This is a genomic window from Mycolicibacter terrae, from assembly GCF_010727125.1.
In the GTDB taxonomy this organism is placed as follows: domain Bacteria; phylum Actinomycetota; class Actinomycetes; order Mycobacteriales; family Mycobacteriaceae; genus Mycobacterium; species Mycobacterium terrae.
The window spans coordinates 4,108,868-4,127,804 of the sequence record NZ_AP022564.1; the positions used below are offsets into that span (position 1 = coordinate 4,108,868).

An 18,937-nucleotide genomic window follows, 5' to 3' on the forward strand; every position below is an offset into this window, starting at 1 on the left:
GGTCAGCGCGCGTGAATCGGTGACATCTCCAGCACCATCCACTGGCCCCCGCGCTTGGTCAGCGTCACCCGCACCGGCACCACCGCCTGCTTCACCTGCTGGTTCGCCACAGACTGAACGCTGCGCAGCACCACCGCGACCCGAGCTGCCGACGGGCCGAGCGCCTCGACGCCCGCGCTGAGCGTCTGCGCGTCCACGGCGATGTTGCGGTTGGCCATCTCGGTGGCCGTCCGGCCGATGCTCTCCCGGAATGCGTTGACCCGGTCCGGGACCATGAACGCCGCCGCCTTCTCGATCGAGGCGTCCGGGTTGGCCGGCGAGACCGTGGCCGCGGCCTCGGCCATGGCGACGGCGGTCTTGACCACCTCACCGGAGTCCGCCTCCAGTTCCTGGTCGGGCACCGTCCAGCGCAGGTAGCCGAGCACCGCCGCGGCGACCAGCGCCGTGGCGGCCAGGCTGACCACGCCCAGTCGCAGGCCCGGCCGGTCGTCATCGGTGCCGACCGTGACGGCATCGCGGCGCAGCAGCAGGAAGTTCACCACCATGCCCTCGACGATGAGCAGCACCAGCACCGAGCAGACCGACACCCACCACAGCGGCCAGTCGAGCATCAGCCCGACCAGCAGCAGACCGCCGATCGCGGCCAGCGGCGCGACAATGTCGAAAGCCAGTACCCGCCACAGTGTCCGCGACTTCAGGTTGCCCAGCTTGCTCATCGGATCGACCTCAATCGGGAAATCATCAGGTGGCCGTCGACGTCGCTGACGTCGAGGTGCAGCGCCCAGTGCACGGTCTGCGGCCGACCGCCGACGTTCTCGGCGATCGAGGTGGCGATCACCATCACCGGGTCGGTGCGGCCGGGACTCGGCGACTGCTCGGTGGTGGCGGCCGGGTCGTCCAGGTTGTGGCGCTCCATCTCGATCGCGACCGCCTCGATCCGGCCGCTGCTGCGCGACTGGATCTTCTGCACCACGTCCCGGTAGGGCGCCAAAGCGGCTTCGAACTCGGCGTTGAGTTCGCCGACGGTCTTGTCGCGCAGACGCGCCATCCCCTTTTCGACGTTCTCGGCGTTCAGGTTGATCAGCACACTGGTCCAGCTGGCCGCGGTCTGCAGCACGTGACTGCGGTAGGCGCGCTCGTCGACGTCGCGCCGGTGCACATTCCAGGTGATCAAAGCGAACACCAACGCACCGACCGCGACCAAGCCGAGGAACGCCGAAACCAGTCCGTAGCTGGAGAACACGCCGCCCTTGGACGCCTTGGCCGCCTTGGCCGCCTTGGCCGCCGGCTTGCCGGGGGCGGGCTTTTTGACGACCGGTTTCGCGTCGGCTTCGCCCTCGGCGCCGGCCGCCTCCACGGTGGCCGCACCGGGATCGCCGACGCCGTCGTCCGTTTCGGTGGAGATGTCGGGCTGCTCCTCGTCAGGCATGGCGGTGACGCTACAGGACGGCTGTACCGTTCGCCGTGAAAGGATGGGCACCGATGACCTCACCAGCGACGCGTTCCGGCCTCGATCTCAGCCATCTCGACCGGGCCATCCGCCCGCAGGACGACCTGTTTGGTCATGTCAACGGTCGCTGGCTCGACAGCTACGATATGCCGCCGGACCGCGCCACCGATGGAGCCTTCCGCGCCCTGTTCGACCGGGCCGAGATCCAGGTCCGCGAGCTGCTCACCGAAGCCGCCGGGTCCGACGCACCGGCCGGTACCGACGAACGACGGATCGGCGATCTGTACGCCAGCTTCCTCGACGAGCAGACCGTGCAGGCCCGCGGTGTGCAGCCGCTACTGGCGGAGTTGGCCGCGATCGACACCGCCGCAGACCGCAACGCCCTGGCGGTGGTGCTGGGCGCGTGCCAGCGCACCGGCGTCGGCGGTGGCGTCGGCCTCTACGTGGACACCGATTCCAAGGACTCCACCCGTTACCTACTGCACCTGACCCAGTCGGGTCTCGGGCTGCCGGACGAGTCCTACTACCGCGACGAACAGCACGCCGAGATCCTCACCGCCTACCCGCACCACATCGCCAGGATGTTCGCGCTGGTCTATGGCGGAGACCCGAGCGGCTACGAAGCGGTCGCGGCCCGCATCGTCGCGCTGGAGACCGCGCTGGCGAGTGCGCACTGGGATGTGGTCAAGCGCCGCGACGCCGAGCTGAGCTACAACCTGCGCACCTTCGCCGGCCTGCCGAAGGAGGCGCCTGGTTTCGACTGGGCGGGCTGGGTCGGCGCCCTCGGCGTCTCCGGCGATGTCGCCACCGAACTGGTGGTGCGCCAACCCGACTACCTGACGGCGTTCGCCGCACTGTGGGAATCCATAGAGCTCTCCGACTGGCAGGACTGGGCGCGATGGCGGCTCATTCACGGCCGCGCCGGGATCCTGACCGATGCCCTGGTCGCCGAGGACTTCGAGTTCTACGGGCGCCGGCTGTCGGGAACCGAGCAGATCCGGGACCGGTGGAAGCGCGGCGTGTCCCTGGTGGAGTCGATGATGGGTGACGCCGTCGGAAAGCTCTACGTCGCAAGGCATTTCCCGCCGGACGCCAAGGTCCGCATCGATGCGTTGGTGGCGAACCTGCGGGAGGCCTACCGGACGAGCATCACCGGCCTGGACTGGATGACCCCCGAGACCCGGGAGCGGGCGCTGGCCAAGCTGGACAAGTTCACCGCCAAGGTCGGTTATCCGGCCACCTGGCGTGACTATTCGGCGCTGGTCACCGACCGGGCGGACCTGTACGGCAACTTCCTGCGCGGCTACGCGGTCAACTACGACCGTGAACTGGCGAAGCTGGGTCAGGAGGTGGACCGCGACGAGTGGTTCATGACACCGCAGACCGTCAACGCCTACTACAACCCGGGAATGAACGAGATCGTCTTCCCCGCCGCGATCCTGCAACCGCCGTTCTTCGACCCCGACGCCGATGACGCCGCCAACTACGGCGGGATCGGTGCGGTGATCGGCCACGAGATCGGCCACGGCTTCGACGACCAGGGCGCCAAGTACGACGGCGACGGTAACCTGATCGACTGGTGGACCGACGCCGACCGCAGCGAATTCGGCACCCGCACCGAAGCGTTGATCGCCCAGTACGAGGCCTACGTGCCGCGCGCGCTGGACCCCGGCCGGCACGTGAACGGGGCGTTCACCGTCGGGGAGAACATCGGCGACCTGGGCGGGCTGTCGATCGCCCTGCTCGCCTACCAGCTGTCGCTGAACGGGGCCGAGGCGCCGGTAATCGACGGCCTGACCGGCGTGCAGCGCGTCTTCTACGGCTGGGCGCAGGTGTGGCGCACCAAATCCCGTGACGCCGAGGCGATCCGGCGCCTGGCGGTGGACCCGCATTCGCCGCCGGAGTTCCGTTGCAATGGGGTGATCCGCAACATCGACGCGTTCTACGAGGCGTTCGGTGTCACTCGCGACGACGCGCTGTACCTGGAGCCCGCCCAGCGGGTCCGCATCTGGAACTGACGGCTACATCTGCCAGTCTTGGGCGCCGTCGTTCTTGGTGTAGGTGCCGACGGAGTTCTTCACCACGACCGGGTCGCCGCTGCCGAAGTTCTCGTAGAACCATTTGGCGTTGGCCGGGCTCAGGTTGATGCAGCCGTGGCTGACGTTGCGCTTGCCCTGGTCGTTGACCGACCAGGGGGCGCTGTGCACGAAGCCGCCGCTGTTGTCGATGCGGACCGCGTCCTGCACGGTCACCTTGTAGCCGTAGGTGGAGTTGATCGGGACCCCGTAGGTGGAGGAGTCCATCACCACCGTGGGGAACTTCTCCAGCACGTAATAGGTGCCGTTGGGGGTCTCGTGCCCACCGGTCGACATGCCCATTGACATCGGGAAGACCTTCTCCACCTTGCCATCCCGAGTGATCGTCATCTGATGCGACTTGTCGTCGGCGGTGGCCACCAGGGAGTCGCCGGTGCGGAAGGTCGACTTGGTGCCGGCCGCGTCGATCGTGACGGTGGTGTGGGCCGGCCAGAAGTTGAACGGGCGCCAGCGCACCTGGCTGGGAGTCATCCAATAGAACTTGCCGGGTACCGGCGGGTTCGAGGAGATGTGGATCGCCTGCTCGGCCATCGCCTTGTCGGCGATCGGCCGCTGGAAGTTGATGATGATCGGCTTGGCGACACCCACCATGGACCCGTCCAGCGGGTTGAACGAGGGCGGCAGGAACGGTGGGGTGCCGGTGAACGGCTCCGGGTTCTGCCCGGCCACGGGCCCGGCCGCCACCGGAACCGCACCCGGCTGTGTCGCACCCGGCGGTGCCGGCTCGCCGGGCAACGGCTCACCGGGGGCGGGTGGGGCGGGCTCCGGCGGGGGCGGGAACGCCATCGGATCGGCCGGGGGCGCCGGCGGGGGCGGATCCGCCGGGAGCGCCGGCGGAGCGAACGGGTCCGGTGGTGGCGGCAGCTCCGGCGGGGGCGGCTGCCCGGCCGGATCGACCGGCCCGGCGTCCACCGGCGCCGGGTCGCCGGGCTGCTGCGGTGGGTCGGCCAGCGCCGCTCCGCAGCCCAGCGTGAGCACCGCGGCCATTCCCGCGGTGGACAGCCAGGCCCCGATGCCCGCGAGCTTCCATCCCGACATGCGTATACCTCCGGTGGACAATCTTGGCTTCAAGTGTGGCACAAGGCGAGCCCCAGCTAACTCCTACAGCGAGCCGAAAACGACGCGAAACGGGTCGGCACCCGGGTTGAGCTGCGATTTGACCGTCCTGCCCCGTGGCGAAGGTAACCGTGCGCGGAACCTCAGGGAACGACGAACAGCCGCTTGCTGGACGCTATCCCCACCGCCGCGATGCCCACCAGCAGAGCCGATGCGCTCAACATCGCCGACGTTCCGGCCCGCTCGAACAGCAGACCCCCGGCCAGCGAACCGCCGGTGATGCCGACCTGAAACGCCGTCACGTAGAGCCCCGACGCACCGTCGGGATCGTCGGGTGCGGTGCGCATCGCCGCCGACTGCAGCATCGGCGACACCGCCATCGCCATCGCCCCCCACAACACGATCGCGGCCGCGCCCACCACGGTCGTGCCGGTGGTGTGATGCCCGCCGATCGACAACGCCGCCAGGACGACGAACGCCGCCGACATCGCCGCCATGCAGCCGCCGGTGATCGCCTTGGGCCGGTGATCCAGCGGTCTGGCCAGCGGCGGCATCGCGATCAGGCCGGCCAGGCCGAACGCGGCCAGCAGCCAGGCCAGCCGGGCCCCCGGCACACCGACCACGTCGCCGATGATCACCGCGATGAACGTGTAGGAGATGAAGTGGCCGGTGACGGCGACCAGCATCAGCGTGCTCACCCCCAGCAGCCGCCCGTTGCGGTGGTGATGCCGCCCGACCAGCGCCAGCTGATTGGTGCTGAGCACCAGTGCGGGCAGCGCGACGCGGGCCGCCACAGTGATGATCGCCGCCGCCACGGTGATGACGACGACGGCCAGCCGCCAGCCCCAGAGCAGGCTCATGGCAGATGTCAGCGGGATACCGACCACCAGCGCCAGGCTGGTACCCACGTAGATCGCCGTGGTCGCCCGGCCGGAGTGGCTGGGCGGCACCAAGCGGGTGGCGATCGGCGCCAGCACCGACCACATCAGGCCGTGGGTGACGGCGCACAGCCCCCGGCCGGCGGCCAGCACGGTGAAGTTCGGCGCCATCGCCGAGATCACCTGCGAGGCGGTCAGACAGAACAGGGTGATCAGCAGGACCCGGCGGCGTGGCCAGTGGGCTGTCCAGCGCACCAGCGGGATCGTCGTCGCCGCCGCCACCACCGCATACCAGGCCAGCAGGGTCCCGACCAGCGCTTCGCTGACACCCAGGCCCTCCGAGATCGCGGGCAGCGCCCCGACCGGCAGGATCTCAGCGGTGGCGTAGATGAACGCGGCCGCCGACAGGATGGCCAGCTGCGCTGTGATCCGGGGCGTCCACGGACCGGTTCGGGTATTTCCAGATTCGACAGTCATGGTGTGGGGGCAGCGTCGAGTGGTGTTGGCGCATCGCGCTCCCGGTAACTGCTGGTCACATGGTAGCGGCGCGGGCGTCAGGAACGAACCAACCGCGCGATAGCGGCCGAGGCTTCGGTGAGTTTCGCGTCGGCCTCCTCGCCGCCGGATACGACGGCCCCGCTGACACAGTGCGCAAGGTGCTCGTCGAGCAGATTCAGCGCCACCGAGCGCAGGGCGCTGTTGACCGCGCTGATCTGGGTGAGGACGTCGATGCAGTACTTGTCCTCGTCGATCATCTTGGCGATACCCCGCACCTGTCCCTCGATGCGGCGCAACCGCTTGGCGTAGTTGTCTTTCCGCGGGGAGTACCCGGGAGCATCGGTGGTCATAGTGTCCCCAACTGTTGGTTCATCTGATCTATCTCGGTCTGCTGTCGCGCCGCCAGGGACTGGGCGATGCTGATCGCCTCCGGACTCTGGCCATGTTGGATCTCGTTGTGCGCCATGGCGATCGCACCCCGGTGGTGGGAGATCATCGATTGCAGCCAGAGCTTGTCGAAAGCCGGGCCACGCAGTCCCCGCAGTTTGTCCATGGTGGCCTGATCCACCATGCCCGGGATATCGGGGTCCGCGCCATGCCCGCCGGACGGAACGCCGGGCGCCTCCCACTGCAACAGCTGCGCTTGGCAGCCCTGCAGTTCGGCGCGCTGCTGCGCGGCAACCTGGTCGGCGAGCACCACCAGCGCGGGATCCGTGCTCTGTCCCCGCACCATGGCGGTGAGCTCCAGCGCCTGCTGGTGGTGGACGACCATGTTCTCCAGGAAGGCGATGTCGGCGGGGCTGCCGGTGTTGGCCGCCGAAGGACTGCTCGACGCGGCGGGCTCCGGCGCAGATTCCGGCGACTGGCGGTTACAGGCGCCGGCAGCGACGCCGATGGCGAGCGCGACGACGACGGCGAGGGCTGATCTCATGCGCAACACTCTAGCGCATACCCCCGCGGGGTATTTTATTCGTTTTGTCCGGTCACCCCCTACCGGCATACTGAGCTGGTGAATTCTGGGAGCACCGACGCCTCAGCGGCGTCCGCCGACATCAAACCGCGCAGTCGTGACGTCACCGACGGCCTGGAGAAGACCGCCGCCCGCGGCATGTTGCGGGCCGTCGGCATGGGCGACGACGACTTCGCCAAGCCCCAGATCGGTGTGGCGTCGTCGTGGAACGAGATCACCCCGTGCAACCTGTCGCTGGACCGGTTGGCCAAAGCCGCCAAGGAAGGCGTCTTCGAAGCCGGCGGCTACCCCCTGGAGTTCGGCACCATCTCGGTCTCCGACGGCATCTCGATGGGGCATGAGGGCATGCACTTCTCCCTGGTATCCCGCGAAGTGATCGCCGACAGCGTCGAGACGGTGATGTGCGCCGAGCGACTCGACGGCTCGGTGCTGCTGGCCGGCTGCGACAAGTCGCTGCCCGGGATGCTGATGGCCGCGGCGCGCCTCAACCTGGCGTCAGTCTTCCTCTACGCGGGTTCCACCATGCCGGGCTATGCCCAACTGTCCGACGGCACCGAGCGCGAGGTGACCATCATCGACGCGTTCGAGGCGGTCGGAGCCTGTTCGCGCGGACTGATGTCCCGCGAGGACGTCGACATCATCGAGCGATCCATCTGTCCCGGCGAAGGCGCGTGCGGGGGCATGTACACCGCCAACACCATGGCCAGTGCCGCCGAGGCGCTGGGAATGTCACTGCCGGGCAGCGCCTCCCCGCCGGCAGTCGACCGGCGCCGCGACGGCTACGCCCGCGCCAGTGGCCAGGCGGTGGTGGAGTTGCTGCGCCGCGGCATCACCGCCCGCGACATCTTGACCAAGGAGGCGTTCGAGAACGCGATCGCGGTGGTGATGGCGTTCGGCGGGTCCACCAACGCGGTGCTGCACCTGCTGGCGATCGCCCGCGAAGCCGAGGTGGAGTTGACCCTGGCCGACTTCTCCCGGGTCGGGGCGAAGGTTCCACACCTGGCCGACGTGAAACCGTTCGGTGCGCACGTCATGTACGACATCGACAAGATCGGCGGGGTGCCGGTCATGTTGAAGACCCTGCTGGAAGCGGGCCTCCTGCACGGCGACTGCATGACCGTCACCGGGAAGACGATGGCCGAGAACATCGCTGAGCTCAACCCCCCGATCGTCGACGGCAAGGTGCTGCACGCACTGACCGATCCCATCCACCCGACCGGTGGCATCACCATCCTGCGCGGGTCCCTGGCGCCGGAGGGCGCGGTCGTCAAGTCGGCAGGCTTCGACACCGACGTGTTCGAGGGCACCGCACGGGTTTTCGACGGTGAGCGCGCGGCACTGGATGCGCTCGAAGACGGCACGATCAGCGCCGGAGACGCTGTGGTGATCCGCTACGAGGGCCCCAAGGGCGGACCCGGTATGCGCGAGATGCTGGCCATCACCGGAGCGATCAAGGGCGCCGGCCTCGGCAAGGACGTGCTGTTGCTGACCGACGGCCGGTTCTCCGGCGGCACCACCGGGCTGTGCGTGGGCCACATCGCCCCCGAGGCGGTGGACGGCGGGCCGGTGGCGTTCCTGCGCGACGGCGACAAGATCCGGCTCGACGTGGCCAATGCGACCTTGGACATCGTGGCCGACCCCGATGAATTCGCCTCCCGCGCGGACGGTTTCACTCCTCCCCCGCCGCGCTACACCACCGGCGTGCTGGCGAAGTACCGCAAGCTGGTGGGTTCGGCGGCGATCGGGGCGGTCTGCGGGTAAGCCTCCTTCGGCGATTTTTCGGCGCGTCAGGCGTGTCTGGCCGCCTCGCCCCGAGCCCGCATGCCGAAGTACGCGGCATTCAAGCCGAGGATGGTCAGCAACGCACCCGTGATCACGTTGGACCAGATCATCTCCGCGCTGGGCGATCCGCGCATCACGATCCACGGCGACACGATGAACCACACCCCGAACGCCGGCAGGGTCCACGCCAACCCGTGCATGCGGTCCAGCGCCGCCGCCATCCCGCACGCCAGGAATGCGACGCAGAGTCCCACGACCAGGTTGCTGACTGCCAGCCTGGTGGTGGCATCGAATCCGACAATCCACGGGGACACCGCCCCGTAGACGGCCGCCAGCACCGTCAATCCGAAGGTTCCCTGAGCAGACATCGACTCGGCGGCACGCTCGTAGCGTGCGCGTAGAGCTAACAGATCAGGGTGGTGTTCCATTGATGAATGGACTGTACTCATTTCGTAACCTTTCTGTTATGCGGCAGGCAGTTTGGTACCAGCTGCACCCATCCATCTGATGAAAGATTACGCCCGGCGGCCGCTCACCAGCAACGAAGAAGTGGCCGGCGAACCGCGGCTGGCCGGCGCTATCGGACCACGGCCAGGGCGAAACCGTCCCAGCCTTTGACACCGACGGTCTGCAGCGCCGCGGCCTGCAGATTCGGATGCTTGCCCATCAGCTCCAACGCCTCCCGGCTGCCGCGCGCCGTCACGTCGTCGGACCGCGGCTCCAGAATCGCTCCCTCGCGAATCACGTTGTCGACCACGATCACCGACCCGGGGCGGCACAGCTTCACCGCCCAATTGACGTAGCCGACGTTGTTCTCCTTGTCGGCGTCGATGAACACCAGATCGAAGGGGTTGCCGGTCAGCTTCGGCAGGGTCTCCAGCGCGGGGCCGACGATCACCTGCACCCGGTCACCGACGCCGGCACGGTCCAGGTTGGCCCGGGCGACCTCGGCGTGTCTCGGCTCGTACTCCAGCGTGACCACGGCACCGCCGGGCCCGGCGGCCCGCGCCAGCCAGATCGTGCTGTAGCCGCCCAGCGTCCCGATCTCCAGAATGCGGGTGGCGCGGGTCGCGGTCGCCAGCAGACTCAAGAACCTGCCCTGCTGCGCCGAGACCGCGATCGGCGGTAGCCCGGCCGCGTCGCTGGCGGCCAGCGCAGCCTGCAATTCCGGGTCATCGCCGGCAAGGATGCGGTCCAGCAGGGTGTCGACGTCGCGGGGCGTTGGAGTTTCAGTCACGTCCACCGAGGCTATCCCGCTATCACGATTTCCGTCGCGGAGCCCTTTACCCTATACCCCTATAGGGTATATAGTTAGTCGCACCGGCGCCCGCCGGATCTCACGGAAGGAGCGACACATGGCGAACTACGAGGCAGGAACGGTGCTGACCTGTGGTCACGGAGACTGCGGATGCCGAGTTCGGATTGAATCCGCGTGCCACTGCCCGGATGCCGGCGCAGCCTACAAATGCACCTGCGGTGAGGATCTGGTCCCCGTCAGCAGCTGAGGACAGGCGCCGGTGACGCACCCCGGCCGTGCGTCACCGGACGCCTTCCTGGGCGAACACCACCCGCAGCACGTGGCCCAGTTCGGGGCCCATCACGATCGCGGCCAGCTCGCACAGCGTGGCGACGAATTCCGGACCGTGCGGCGGCTGGATGTCGCACAGATGGTGGGCTATCTCGTGCAGTACCACCAGCTCCCGCAGCGCCCAGTCCCCACCGCGCTGGTCCGGCACCGCGATAACGCCTGCCACGCCGTGCTTTTCGTAGTGCGCCGCGGTGGCGCCGCGGCGCGCGCGCACACTCAGTCCCACCGCACCCGGCCACCGACTGCGCACCGACGGCAGCGCCAGCACGTCGTCGACGTAGCGCTGTACCGCCACCACCGAGCCGAAGCGGGCCTCCGGCGGAAGGGTCAACCTGGTACCGAAGAAGTCGATGTCGCCCGAACCCCGCTCGGTGGCGCGATCGAACAAGGTCCGCACGAAGATCTCCGCGGCGTAGACCTTGGCGCGCTGGGTGTCGCGCTCGGAACGCTCGGTCACCGCTCCAGCGCGGACCGCGCCACCGACAACTCGGGGTCATCGCCCAGCCGTGCTCGCCGGCCGGCCCGGTCCCCGGCCCGTCGCGCTGCCGACGAATATCCCGCCGAGGCCCGGGTGGCCCGCCAGGTGCCGCGCGCCTGCGACGCGCTGCGGTAGTAGTCGTGCAGCTCGATCTCCTTGTTACGCAACGCGATCGCGGTACCCGGGGGACGACGACGGTCCTGCTCGGCCTCCTTGCGGGTCTCGTCGCGCGCTTCGGCCAGCCGCTGGCCCACCCGGGCGCCGAACGCGAGGTGGAAGTTGAGCCTGGCGGTGATGGTCGGGGTGGGCCGATGCGCGCCGGTGGCGATGTAGGTGTCCGAGGCCCGGACCATCTGGACGACCAGGCTGGCGTAGAGGGCATGGGTGGCGTCGATGTCCTCGGCGAAACCGTAGGCGTAGACGAACGTGGAGTTCGACGCGACGTCGCACCGCACGTCGTTGGCCGCGGCGATTCCCACGAACAGCTGAACATAGGTGCGCAAGCCGCGGGCGCCGGGCGATCCGATGGTGATGGTGCGCTGCACCGGTGTGGTCGCCGGTGTCCGGGCGGCGGAATGCGCCCGTGCCACCGCCAGGTCGATGGAGGTCGCCGTGGCCAGCCGCTGCGCGGCGGCCATGAACGCCTCGGCCTCATGCGCATTGTCGGTGCCTTCGGCCTGGCGCAGCAGGGCGGCGATGCGCGCCAACATCTTGTCGTCGGTGCTCATGTCGGCCACGCTAACCGACGCGGGCGACGAGGTGCCGACGGCGACTCACAGGTGCGCGTCGATCCAGGCCACCACGTCGTCAAGCACCAGCGCGCGCTCGGGTTCGTTGAACACCTCGTGATACAGACCCGGATACACGGTCCGCCGCACATCGGTGGACCCGACGCTCTCCGCCAACCGCCTGCTGCCCTCGGCGGGCACCAGGCCGTCCTCGGCGCCGTGCACCACCAGGAGCGGCGCCGTGAGGGCGGCCGCCCGCGACGGCATGGTCTCGCCGACCTTGATCAGCGCCCGCGCCACCCCGGCGGGCACCCGGCCGTGGTGCACCAGCGGATCGCTGTCATAAGCAGCCACCACCGCGGGATCGCGGGAGACCAGGCTGCTGTCGAGCTTCTCGACCGGCAGGCCGGGGGCGACGGCGCCGAGGGCCTTGGCGACGAATGCCAGCAACGGCGACACCGTGCCGGCCATGTCCACCGCGGGCCCGGACAGCACCATCAACTGATAGTCGTCGGGGCGGTCCACCCCGTAGCTGAACACGACCGCTCCACCCATGCTGTGCCCGAGCACCACGCGCGGCAGCCCGGGGTGTTCCCGGGCGCCGATTCCCGCACAGGTGTGAAAGTCGCCGGTGTATTCCGAGATGTCCCGGCACAGCACCCGCTTGCCCCCGGAGCGGCCGTGGCCGCGGTGATCCAGCGCGTAGGTCACCAGTCCGGATTCACCGAACCGGGTCGCGACATGGTCGTAGCGGCGGGCATGCTCACCGAAGCCGTGCGAGAGCACCACCACGGCGCGGGGGGCCGCTTGCGGTGTCCAGGTGTCGTAGACGATCCGCACTCCGCGCACACCTTGGAAGGTTCGCTCGGTGCGGGTGACGGCCATCAGGGCAGCGTAACGGGCAAACATCGCGCCCCGGTAACCTGAGGCGCCATGGGACGAGTCGAGGGCAAGGTTGCCCTGATCAGCGGCGGCGCGCGGGGCATGGGTGCAGCACACGCACGGGCACTGGCCGCAGAGGGCGCGAAGATCGTGATCGGCGACGTCCTCGACGAGGAGGGCACCAAGCTCGCCGACGAGCTGGGTCCCGACACCGCGCGGTTCGTCCGCCTCGACGTCACCCGGCCCGAGCAATGGCAGGCGGCCGCCGCGACCGCGGTCGACGCCTTCGGCAGCCTCGACGTCCTGGTGAACAACGCCGGGATCGCCAAGTACAACGCGCTGGAAAACTTCGACCTCGCCGGCTGGCAGCAGGTCCTCGACGTCAATCTGACCGGCACCATGCTGGGCATGCACGCCGCGGTCGCCCCGATGAAGGCAGCCGGCGGTGGCTCCATCATCAACATCTCCTCGGTGGAGGGAATGCGCGGCACCGCCGGTCTGTACGGCTACGTCGCGTCGAAATGGGGGGTGCGCGGGCTGGCCAAGGCCGCCGCCGTGGAACTGGCGCCGCACAACATCCGGATCAACAGTGTGCTGCCCGGGCTGATCCGCACCCGGATGACGATCGCGATCCCCGACGACTCGCTACAGATTCCGCTGGGCCGGGGCGCCAAGTCCGCGGAGGTGTCCACCGCGGTGGTCTTCCTGGCCTCGGACGAGTCCTCCTATATGACCGGGGCCGACCTGGTCATCGACGGAGGCCTGTCTGTGGGCATCCCACACAAGACCGGCTAGGGAGGCATCCGCCCAGCTGAGAGCACCCGTCGGGGCAGCTTCTGGAACGTGTTCTATGATGGCCGGTCATGAAGACCAAGGGCGCATTGTTGTGGGAGCTGAACTCGCCGTGGCGGGTCGACGAGATCGACCTGGGCGACCCCGTCGACGGTGAGGTCCAGGTCCGGATGCACGCCGCGGGTATGTGCCACTCCGACTACCACCTGACCACCGGCGCGACCCCGATCGGCCTGCCGGCGCTCGGCGGCCACGAGGGCGCCGGCGTCATCACCAAGGTCGGCAGGGGGGTGACCGGCCTGGAAGAGGGCGACCACGTCGTGATGGCCTTCATCCCGGCCTGCGGTTCCTGCCCGCCGTGCATGAAGGGTTTCCGCTCGCTGTGTGACCGCGGGGCGGTCCTGCTCGGCGGCAAGGCGATCGCCGACGGCACCAACCGGATCCACGCCGGATCCCAGGCGGTCTCCCCGATGAACCTGCTCGGCACCTTCTCCCCGTACATGACCGTGCACCAGGACTCGGTGGTCAAGATCGATCACGACGTGCCGTTCGAGACGGCGGCGATCATGGGTTGCGCGGTGCCCACCGGATTCGGGTCGGCCACCAACGTCGCCGAGGTCAAGCCCGGCGAGACCGTCATCATCGTCGGCGTCGGCGGTATCGGCATGAGCGCCCTGCAGGGCGCGGTGCTCTCCGGCGCTCGACGTGTCATCGCGATCGACCCGGTGCCGTTCAAGCGCGACGCGGCCGTCAAGTTCGGCGCCACCCACGTGTACCCGTCGATGTCCGAGGCCCTGATGCCGGTCATGGAAGAGACCTGGGGTCTGATGGCCGACAAGGTGATCATCGCCGTCGGCGACATGAAGGGCGAATACGTCGAAGAGGCGCTGACGCTGACCGCCAAGACCGGCACCTGCGTGGTCACCGGCATGGGATCGATGGTCGACGCCGACGTCAAGTTGAACCTGTTCCTGTTCACCATGTTGCAGAAGACGTTGAAGGGCAACATCTTCGGCGGCGGCAGCTCGCACATCGAGACGCCGCGACTGGTGGGCCTCTACAAGTCCGGGCTGCTCAAGATCGACGAGATGATCACCACGACCTACAAGCTCGAGAACATCAACGACGGCTATCAGGACATGGTCGACGGCAAGAACATCCGCGGCGTGATCACCTTCGACGAGTCGGACTGGTGACGGGCTAGCCTGGAGTTCATGCCTCCCACGCTCGACATGCGGCGGGCCGCAGACCGGGCGGTCACCCGCGCACCGTGGCTCACCTCGCGGCATTCGTTCTCGTTCAACGACTACTACGACCCGGACAATACCCATCACGGTCTGCTGCTGGTCAACAACGACGACGTGGTGGCACCGGCGTCCGGTTTCGAAACCCACCCGCACCGCGACGCCGAGATCGTCACCTGGGTGCTGTCCGGCGAATTGGGCCACCGCGACTCACTCGGCAACTCCGGGGTGATCGGCCCGGGCTTGGCGCAGCGGATGTCGGCCGGCACCGGCATCCTGCATTCGGAGCGCAACGAATCCGATCACGCCCCGGTGCATTTCGTGCAGATGTGGATCATGCCGGACACCCCGGGGCGCACTCCGGGTTACCAGCAGCGCGACATCGGCGACGCGCTGGCGGGCGGCGGTCTGGTCACGGTCGCCTCGGGCAGCGATCCCGACGCGGCGATCACCATCGGCAACGCCGACGCCACGCTGTACGCCGCCCGATTGGCGCCCGGCGGCAGCGTCGAACTGCCCGACGCGCCGTATCTGCATCTGTTCATCGCTGATGGCCGGGCCGATCTGGAGGGCGTCGGCCCACTGGACACCGGTGACGCGGTCCGATTCACCGGCGGCGCCGGTCAGCGGGTGCACGCCGAGGCGCCGGCCGAGATCCTGGTGTGGGAGATGCGGGGCCGGCTCGGCGGCTGATCATCACTGGGGGATAACCGATCTGCCACCGATGCGGCACAGTCCGGTCACGTACGGTTTCCCGGCGGTTCGGGTGGCTAACGTGAGCCGGTGTCACCCAGTCCGGAGCCGAAGGGACGAACAGTGCCGACTCCAGCGGCTTTTGCGCGTCGCCTAGCAGCCGGCTGCAGCGCGGTGCTGCTCTGCGCAGCCCTGGCGATCGGCCCCGGCCAGCCGACCGCGCACGCCGCCGCCCAAGACCAGGTGGCTGCCGCGATCGCCCGCACCCCGGGCTCCTACCTGGTCTACAACTTCGGCGGTGGGCATCCCGCACCGATGCTCAACGCCGCCGGGGACTGGTACGAGATGTCCAACGGGGGGCACCTGGTGGTCCTCAAGGCGGCCTCGCAGCGCATCGAGCCGCACCTGCTGGTCGACAGCCACAGCGGTTCCCAGAGCCGCTGCGAACGCGATCCGCGGGCCCGCACCAGCGAGGGGCTGCTACAGGCTTCCGAGCTGTACACACCGCTGCAGGCCTGGCAGGTGCTGGGCCGGCCGTTGGTGGCGATCAACGCCAACTTCTTCGACATCCGCGGGCAGCGGGGCGGATCCTGGCGGACCACCAAATGCAGTTCACCGCTGGGCGCCTACGTCGACAACACCCGCGGCAAAGGCCGGGCCAACGTCGCCGTCACCGGCACGATCCCCTACGCCGGCAAGCAGGGACTGTCCGGCGGCAATGAGCACTGGTCGACGTTGACCACGATGATCCTGCCGACCCGTGGCGCACCATATGTGTTGTGGCCGCGCGGCGGCCGCGACGGCGGGGACTACGACGCGGCCGGCCCGACGATCACCGGCCTGGTGGAACGCGGGGACCGGTTCGTCGCGGTGAGCGGGCTGGGCCTGTTGGCCCCGGGCGTCACCGGCCAACTCAACGACGGCGGACCGAGCGCGGCACGCACCGCCCTGGGTTATTCGCGGGCCAAAGACGAGATGTACATCTTCCAGGGCGGCAGCTACACACCGGACAATATGCAGGATCTGTTCCGCGGGCTGGGCAGCGATCACGCCATCCTGCTCGACGGCGGTACGTCGTCTGCGGTCGTGCTGCGCCGCGACTCCGGTGGCATGTGGACCGGGGCCGGTGTGCCGCGCGGATCCTGCGACACCGCTCAGGTGCTGTGCGACGCTCACGAACGCGCGCTGCCCAGCTGGTTGGCGCTCAACTAGCCGCGGTCGACGGTTCGCCGTCATTGTTCACGGCATGTCGACTTTGGCGGCCAGCCAGCGCCCGTTCACCTTCTCCATGGTCATCACGATGCGACTGCGGTCGATCTTCGTCTGCGGAGCGGCCTTGTTGCTCACCGCCTGATCGACGAACAGCAGCACCTCGACCTTGTTCTTGGTGGCGGACTTGACCGCCGCGTCGATGACGGTGCCGTGCGCGGCGGCCTTGTTCTCGATCAGCAGTTGGCGGAGCTGCTCGCTGGATGCGGCATACATATCCTTGAACTCGCCGGTGGCCCCGTCGAGGACCTCGGCGAAGTTCTTGTCGATCGCGCCCGGATCCACCCCGGTCAGCACCAGGGTGTACTTCTCGGCGGCGTCGAGCGCCTGCGCCGCGGCCACCGCGCGCTGATGGTGGGCGTACAGCAGCCAGCCCTCGTAGGCCACACCGATCAGGCCCAGCACCAGCACCGCAGCGGCGATCCACCGCCACCTTGAGCTCTTCGCCGTCGCGGGGACAGCGTCGGCGGTCTCCTCGACGGCCTCAGCCTCTGCTTCAGCCTCGGCCTCGGCCTCGGCGGGCGGCGACTCGACGGTCACCGTCTCGGGCTCCTCGGCGGTCTCGGCCGCCGTTTCGGTCCCCGTTTCGAGGTCGGCCGCTTCCTCGTCTTCACGGTCCGACACCTGCCCTACCCTCCCTGCACCGAGCCGTTCGGCCGCAACGCACCAGAACCTACCCGAACCGGCGGCGGCGGGCGCTCAGGTGCAGGCTCCGGAATTGCGCAAGGCATCGCCCCACCCGGCGGCGGAATCGATATGGGCACGGGTGAAGCCGGCCGGCTGTTTCTTCCTCATGCTGTCGGCGATGCGGGACAACTGGAACAACACCTCGGTCAGCTGCTCGCCGCCGTAGATCGGCGAATACGGTCCGTAGTTGTCCGGGGTGTTGCGGATCGTCAACGGCGCCAGGCGCGGGCCCAGGAAACCCGTCGACCGGTCGATGTTGGCCAGCACCGCGTCGGCCTGCGGCTGCAGGCCGACGTAGACGTCATGGCGCTCGGCGAGGGTGCGGTTGAAGTCGTTGATCTGGCCCATCAACGGGCCGAACTGAGCGTCGAACCACTGGCACGAGTCCGACATGCCGCCGATCATCTCGGGCGTGACCTGGTAGGTGAAGGTGTTGTACGGCCAGAAATCCATGTGCGGCGACCAGTCGGTGGGCACGGGCGCAAATACCGGAAGCGCCGGCGGCCGGTCGGAGTCTGCGACGGCGGAGCCCGGCACCGGCAGGACCCCGGTTGCCGCCGCGCAGGCGGCCAGACCGGCGGCGGCCCGCACCCACCATCTCCGCACCGTCAGTCTCCCCGCACTCGGCTTCGTCCAGCGTCGAGTATCGCCACCGAAGCCACTCGCAGGACACCGAATCCGCGAAATCGGTGCTACCGGTGAGTAACCCGTCCATAACCCGAGTCATGTTGCCCGAAGCGCCCATGCGGCGGCATGGTGTCCGACATCATTGCCGGATGAAAGGCCGCGCTGACGTCTGATGGGTTGCCTTCGGACCGTCGCGGCGCACATCCCACCGGTTCCTTCACCCTTCGGTGCCGGAATCGCGGAACCCTACCTTGGAGTAAGAACCGTGGCTACCATGTCCGCCATGAATCATCGGCCCCCCGGGGACTCGTCCGCTCCAGGTGACCACAAGTGCACGACCGGCGACCGATGACCACTCAGGCACAGCGTGAGTTCGCCGATGAGGCGCCCCTTGACGGGGTGGCCGCTATCGAAGACTGGACCGTCGGCTACGTCAACCGCCACCCGCTGGCATCGCTGACCACGGTCGGCGAGCAGTGCGTCCTGGCAGTGCGCACCGTGCAGTTCTTCTTCATCGACCTGTTCACCGGCCGCTTCCAGTGGGGCGAGTTCGTCCGGCAGAGCGCATTCATGGCCAACACCGCGGTGCTGCCGACGATCCTGGTGGCGCTGCCGATCGGGGTGACGCTGTCCATCCAGTTCGCACTGCTGGCCAACCAGGTCGGGGCGACCTCGCTGGCCGGCGCGGCCGCCGGGCTGGCCGTCATCCGTCAAGCCGCCTCCCTGGTGGCGGCGATGCTGATGGCCGCCGCGGTCGGCTCGGCCATCACCGCCGACCTGGGCTCGCGCACCATGCGCGAGGAGACCGACGCCATGGAGGTGATGGGCGTCTCGGTGATCCGCCGCCTGGTGGTCCCGCGCTTCGGCGCGGCCATCATGGTCGGCGTCGCCCTGACCGGGATCACCTGCTTCGTCGGGTTCCTGGCCAGCTATCTGTTCAACGTTTACTTCCAGAAGGGTGCGCCCGGCAGCTTCGTGGCGACCTTCTCCTCGTTCGCCACCACCGGCGACATGGTCGTCGCGCTGATCAAGGCGGTGGTCTACGGCGCGATCGTCGCGGTGGTGTCCTGCCAGAAGGGGCTGTCCACCCGGGGCGGGCCGGCCGGTGTGGCCAACTCGGTGAACGCGTCGGTGGTCGAGTCGATCCTGGTGCTGATGATCGTCAACGTCGGCATCAGCGAGCTCTACAACGTGCTGTATCCCCGGACGGGGTTGTGAG

21 protein-coding genes are annotated in these 18,937 nt (G+C 68.6%); 8 read left to right on the forward strand and 13 right to left on the reverse strand.

The genetic code is table 11. The annotated features are described in order from the left end of the window. Window positions 1-2: 2 nt before the first annotated feature. Together G6N23_RS19400 and G6N23_RS19405 are read right to left on the reverse strand one after the other, a co-directional pair. Entirely contained in the window at window positions 3-716 is a 714-nt protein-coding gene (locus G6N23_RS19400; RefSeq protein WP_085260581.1) for a hypothetical protein, read from the reverse strand. Further along, window positions 713-1,429 (reverse strand): hypothetical protein, encoded by a 717-nt coding sequence (locus G6N23_RS19405; RefSeq protein ID WP_085260580.1) that lies wholly within the window; start codon window positions 1,427-1,429, stop codon window positions 713-715. Before G6N23_RS19405 ends, G6N23_RS19400 begins: the two co-directional genes overlap by 4 nt. Before the next feature lie 53 nt (window positions 1,430-1,482). Between G6N23_RS19405 and G6N23_RS19410 the strand changes: the two genes are divergently transcribed. Then, a complete protein-coding gene (locus G6N23_RS19410) occupies window positions 1,483-3,468 on the forward strand; it encodes a M13 family metallopeptidase (protein WP_085260579.1) in 1,986 nt (661 codons plus the stop codon). A 3-nt stretch (window positions 3,469-3,471) separates the two neighbouring features. On the opposite strand, the gene G6N23_RS19415 is transcribed toward G6N23_RS19410, so the two are convergent. The 4 genes from G6N23_RS19415 to G6N23_RS19430 form a co-directional block, all read right to left on the reverse strand. Then, complete coding sequence (locus tag G6N23_RS19415; protein WP_095173669.1) at window positions 3,472-4,584, reverse strand: L,D-transpeptidase; 1,113 nt, start codon at window positions 4,582-4,584, stop codon at window positions 3,472-3,474. 161 nt (window positions 4,585-4,745) lie between these two features. Continuing rightward, window positions 4,746-5,957, reverse strand: a complete 1,212-nt coding sequence (locus tag G6N23_RS19420; protein ID WP_085259148.1) for an MFS transporter — start codon at window positions 5,955-5,957, stop codon at window positions 4,746-4,748. A 77-nt stretch (window positions 5,958-6,034) separates the two neighbouring features. Next, window positions 6,035-6,328 carry a copper-sensing transcriptional repressor RicR gene (gene ricR / locus G6N23_RS19425; protein ID WP_085259149.1) on the reverse strand — a complete coding sequence of 98 codons (294 nt, stop codon included), beginning with the start codon at window positions 6,326-6,328 and terminating at the stop codon, window positions 6,035-6,037. Then, entirely contained in the window at window positions 6,325-6,909 is a 585-nt protein-coding gene (locus tag G6N23_RS19430) for a DUF305 domain-containing protein (protein WP_085259219.1), read from the reverse strand. Before G6N23_RS19430 ends, ricR begins: the two co-directional genes overlap by 4 nt. A gap of 78 nt (window positions 6,910-6,987) precedes the next feature. Between G6N23_RS19430 and ilvD the strand changes: the two genes are divergently transcribed. After that, entirely contained in the window at window positions 6,988-8,709 is a 1,722-nt protein-coding gene (ilvD, locus tag G6N23_RS19435) for a dihydroxy-acid dehydratase (RefSeq protein ID WP_085259150.1), read from the forward strand. Window positions 8,710-8,735: 26 nt separating this feature from the next. On the opposite strand, the gene G6N23_RS19440 is transcribed toward ilvD, so the two are convergent. Both G6N23_RS19440 and G6N23_RS19445 read right to left on the reverse strand, forming a co-directional pair. Continuing rightward, entirely contained in the window at window positions 8,736-9,179 is a 444-nt protein-coding gene (locus G6N23_RS19440; protein WP_085259151.1) for an SPW repeat protein, read from the reverse strand. Window positions 9,180-9,307: 128 nt separating this feature from the next. Then, window positions 9,308-9,967: an O-methyltransferase gene (locus G6N23_RS19445; RefSeq protein WP_085259220.1), complete on the reverse strand. Its 660-nt coding sequence runs from the start codon at window positions 9,965-9,967 to the stop codon at window positions 9,308-9,310. Window positions 9,968-10,085: 118 nt separating this feature from the next. On the opposite strand from G6N23_RS19445, the gene mymT reads away from it, so the two are divergent. Further along, entirely contained in the window at window positions 10,086-10,235 is a 150-nt protein-coding gene (gene mymT, locus G6N23_RS19450; protein WP_085259152.1) for a copper-binding metallothionein MymT, read from the forward strand. 33 nt (window positions 10,236-10,268) lie between these two features. Here the strand turns inward: mymT and G6N23_RS19455 are convergent, their stop codons facing one another. The 3 genes from G6N23_RS19455 to G6N23_RS19465 are packed head-to-tail and all read right to left on the reverse strand — an operon-like array spanning window position 10,269 to window position 12,409. Next, entirely contained in the window at window positions 10,269-10,775 is a 507-nt protein-coding gene (locus G6N23_RS19455; protein WP_085259153.1) for a TIGR04338 family metallohydrolase, read from the reverse strand. Continuing rightward, on the reverse strand, window positions 10,772-11,524 hold the full coding sequence (locus tag G6N23_RS19460) for a DUF2786 domain-containing protein (protein ID WP_085259221.1): 753 nt from the start codon (window positions 11,522-11,524) through the stop codon (window positions 10,772-10,774). Before G6N23_RS19460 ends, G6N23_RS19455 begins: the two co-directional genes overlap by 4 nt. A gap of 45 nt (window positions 11,525-11,569) precedes the next feature. After that, window positions 11,570-12,409, reverse strand: coding sequence for an alpha/beta hydrolase (locus G6N23_RS19465; protein ID WP_085259222.1), 840 nt, complete (start codon window positions 12,407-12,409; stop codon window positions 11,570-11,572). Window positions 12,410-12,457: 48 nt separating this feature from the next. Between G6N23_RS19465 and G6N23_RS19470 the strand changes: the two genes are divergently transcribed. From G6N23_RS19470 to G6N23_RS19485, 4 genes are all read left to right on the forward strand, one after another. Further along, window positions 12,458-13,201 (forward strand): glucose 1-dehydrogenase, encoded by a 744-nt coding sequence (locus G6N23_RS19470; protein WP_085259154.1) that lies wholly within the window; start codon window positions 12,458-12,460, stop codon window positions 13,199-13,201. 68 nt (window positions 13,202-13,269) lie between these two features. Then, window positions 13,270-14,394 (forward strand): NDMA-dependent alcohol dehydrogenase, encoded by a 1,125-nt coding sequence (locus tag G6N23_RS19475; protein WP_085259155.1) that lies wholly within the window; start codon window positions 13,270-13,272, stop codon window positions 14,392-14,394. Between the two features lie 18 nt (window positions 14,395-14,412). After that, window positions 14,413-15,135 carry a pirin family protein gene (locus G6N23_RS19480; protein ID WP_085259156.1) on the forward strand — a complete coding sequence of 241 codons (723 nt, stop codon included), beginning with the start codon at window positions 14,413-14,415 and terminating at the stop codon, window positions 15,133-15,135. Window positions 15,136-15,258: 123 nt separating this feature from the next. After that, window positions 15,259-16,347, forward strand: coding sequence for a phosphodiester glycosidase family protein (locus tag G6N23_RS19485; protein ID WP_085259157.1), 1,089 nt, complete (start codon window positions 15,259-15,261; stop codon window positions 16,345-16,347). A gap of 27 nt (window positions 16,348-16,374) precedes the next feature. On the opposite strand, the gene G6N23_RS19490 is transcribed toward G6N23_RS19485, so the two are convergent. Beyond that, window positions 16,375-17,028, reverse strand: a complete 654-nt coding sequence (locus G6N23_RS19490; RefSeq protein WP_085259158.1) for an Rv1363c family protein — start codon at window positions 17,026-17,028, stop codon at window positions 16,375-16,377. Between the two features lie 75 nt (window positions 17,029-17,103). Next, window positions 17,104-17,697 carry a hypothetical protein gene (locus G6N23_RS19495; RefSeq protein WP_234808471.1) on the reverse strand — a complete coding sequence of 198 codons (594 nt, stop codon included), beginning with the start codon at window positions 17,695-17,697 and terminating at the stop codon, window positions 17,104-17,106. A 369-nt stretch (window positions 17,698-18,066) separates the two neighbouring features. Here G6N23_RS19495 and G6N23_RS19500 point away from each other — a divergent pair, with 369 nt between their 5' ends. Continuing rightward, entirely contained in the window at window positions 18,067-18,936 is an 870-nt protein-coding gene (locus tag G6N23_RS19500) for an MlaE family ABC transporter permease (RefSeq protein WP_085259223.1), read from the forward strand. The last annotated feature ends 1 nt before the right edge of the window (window position 18,937 follow it).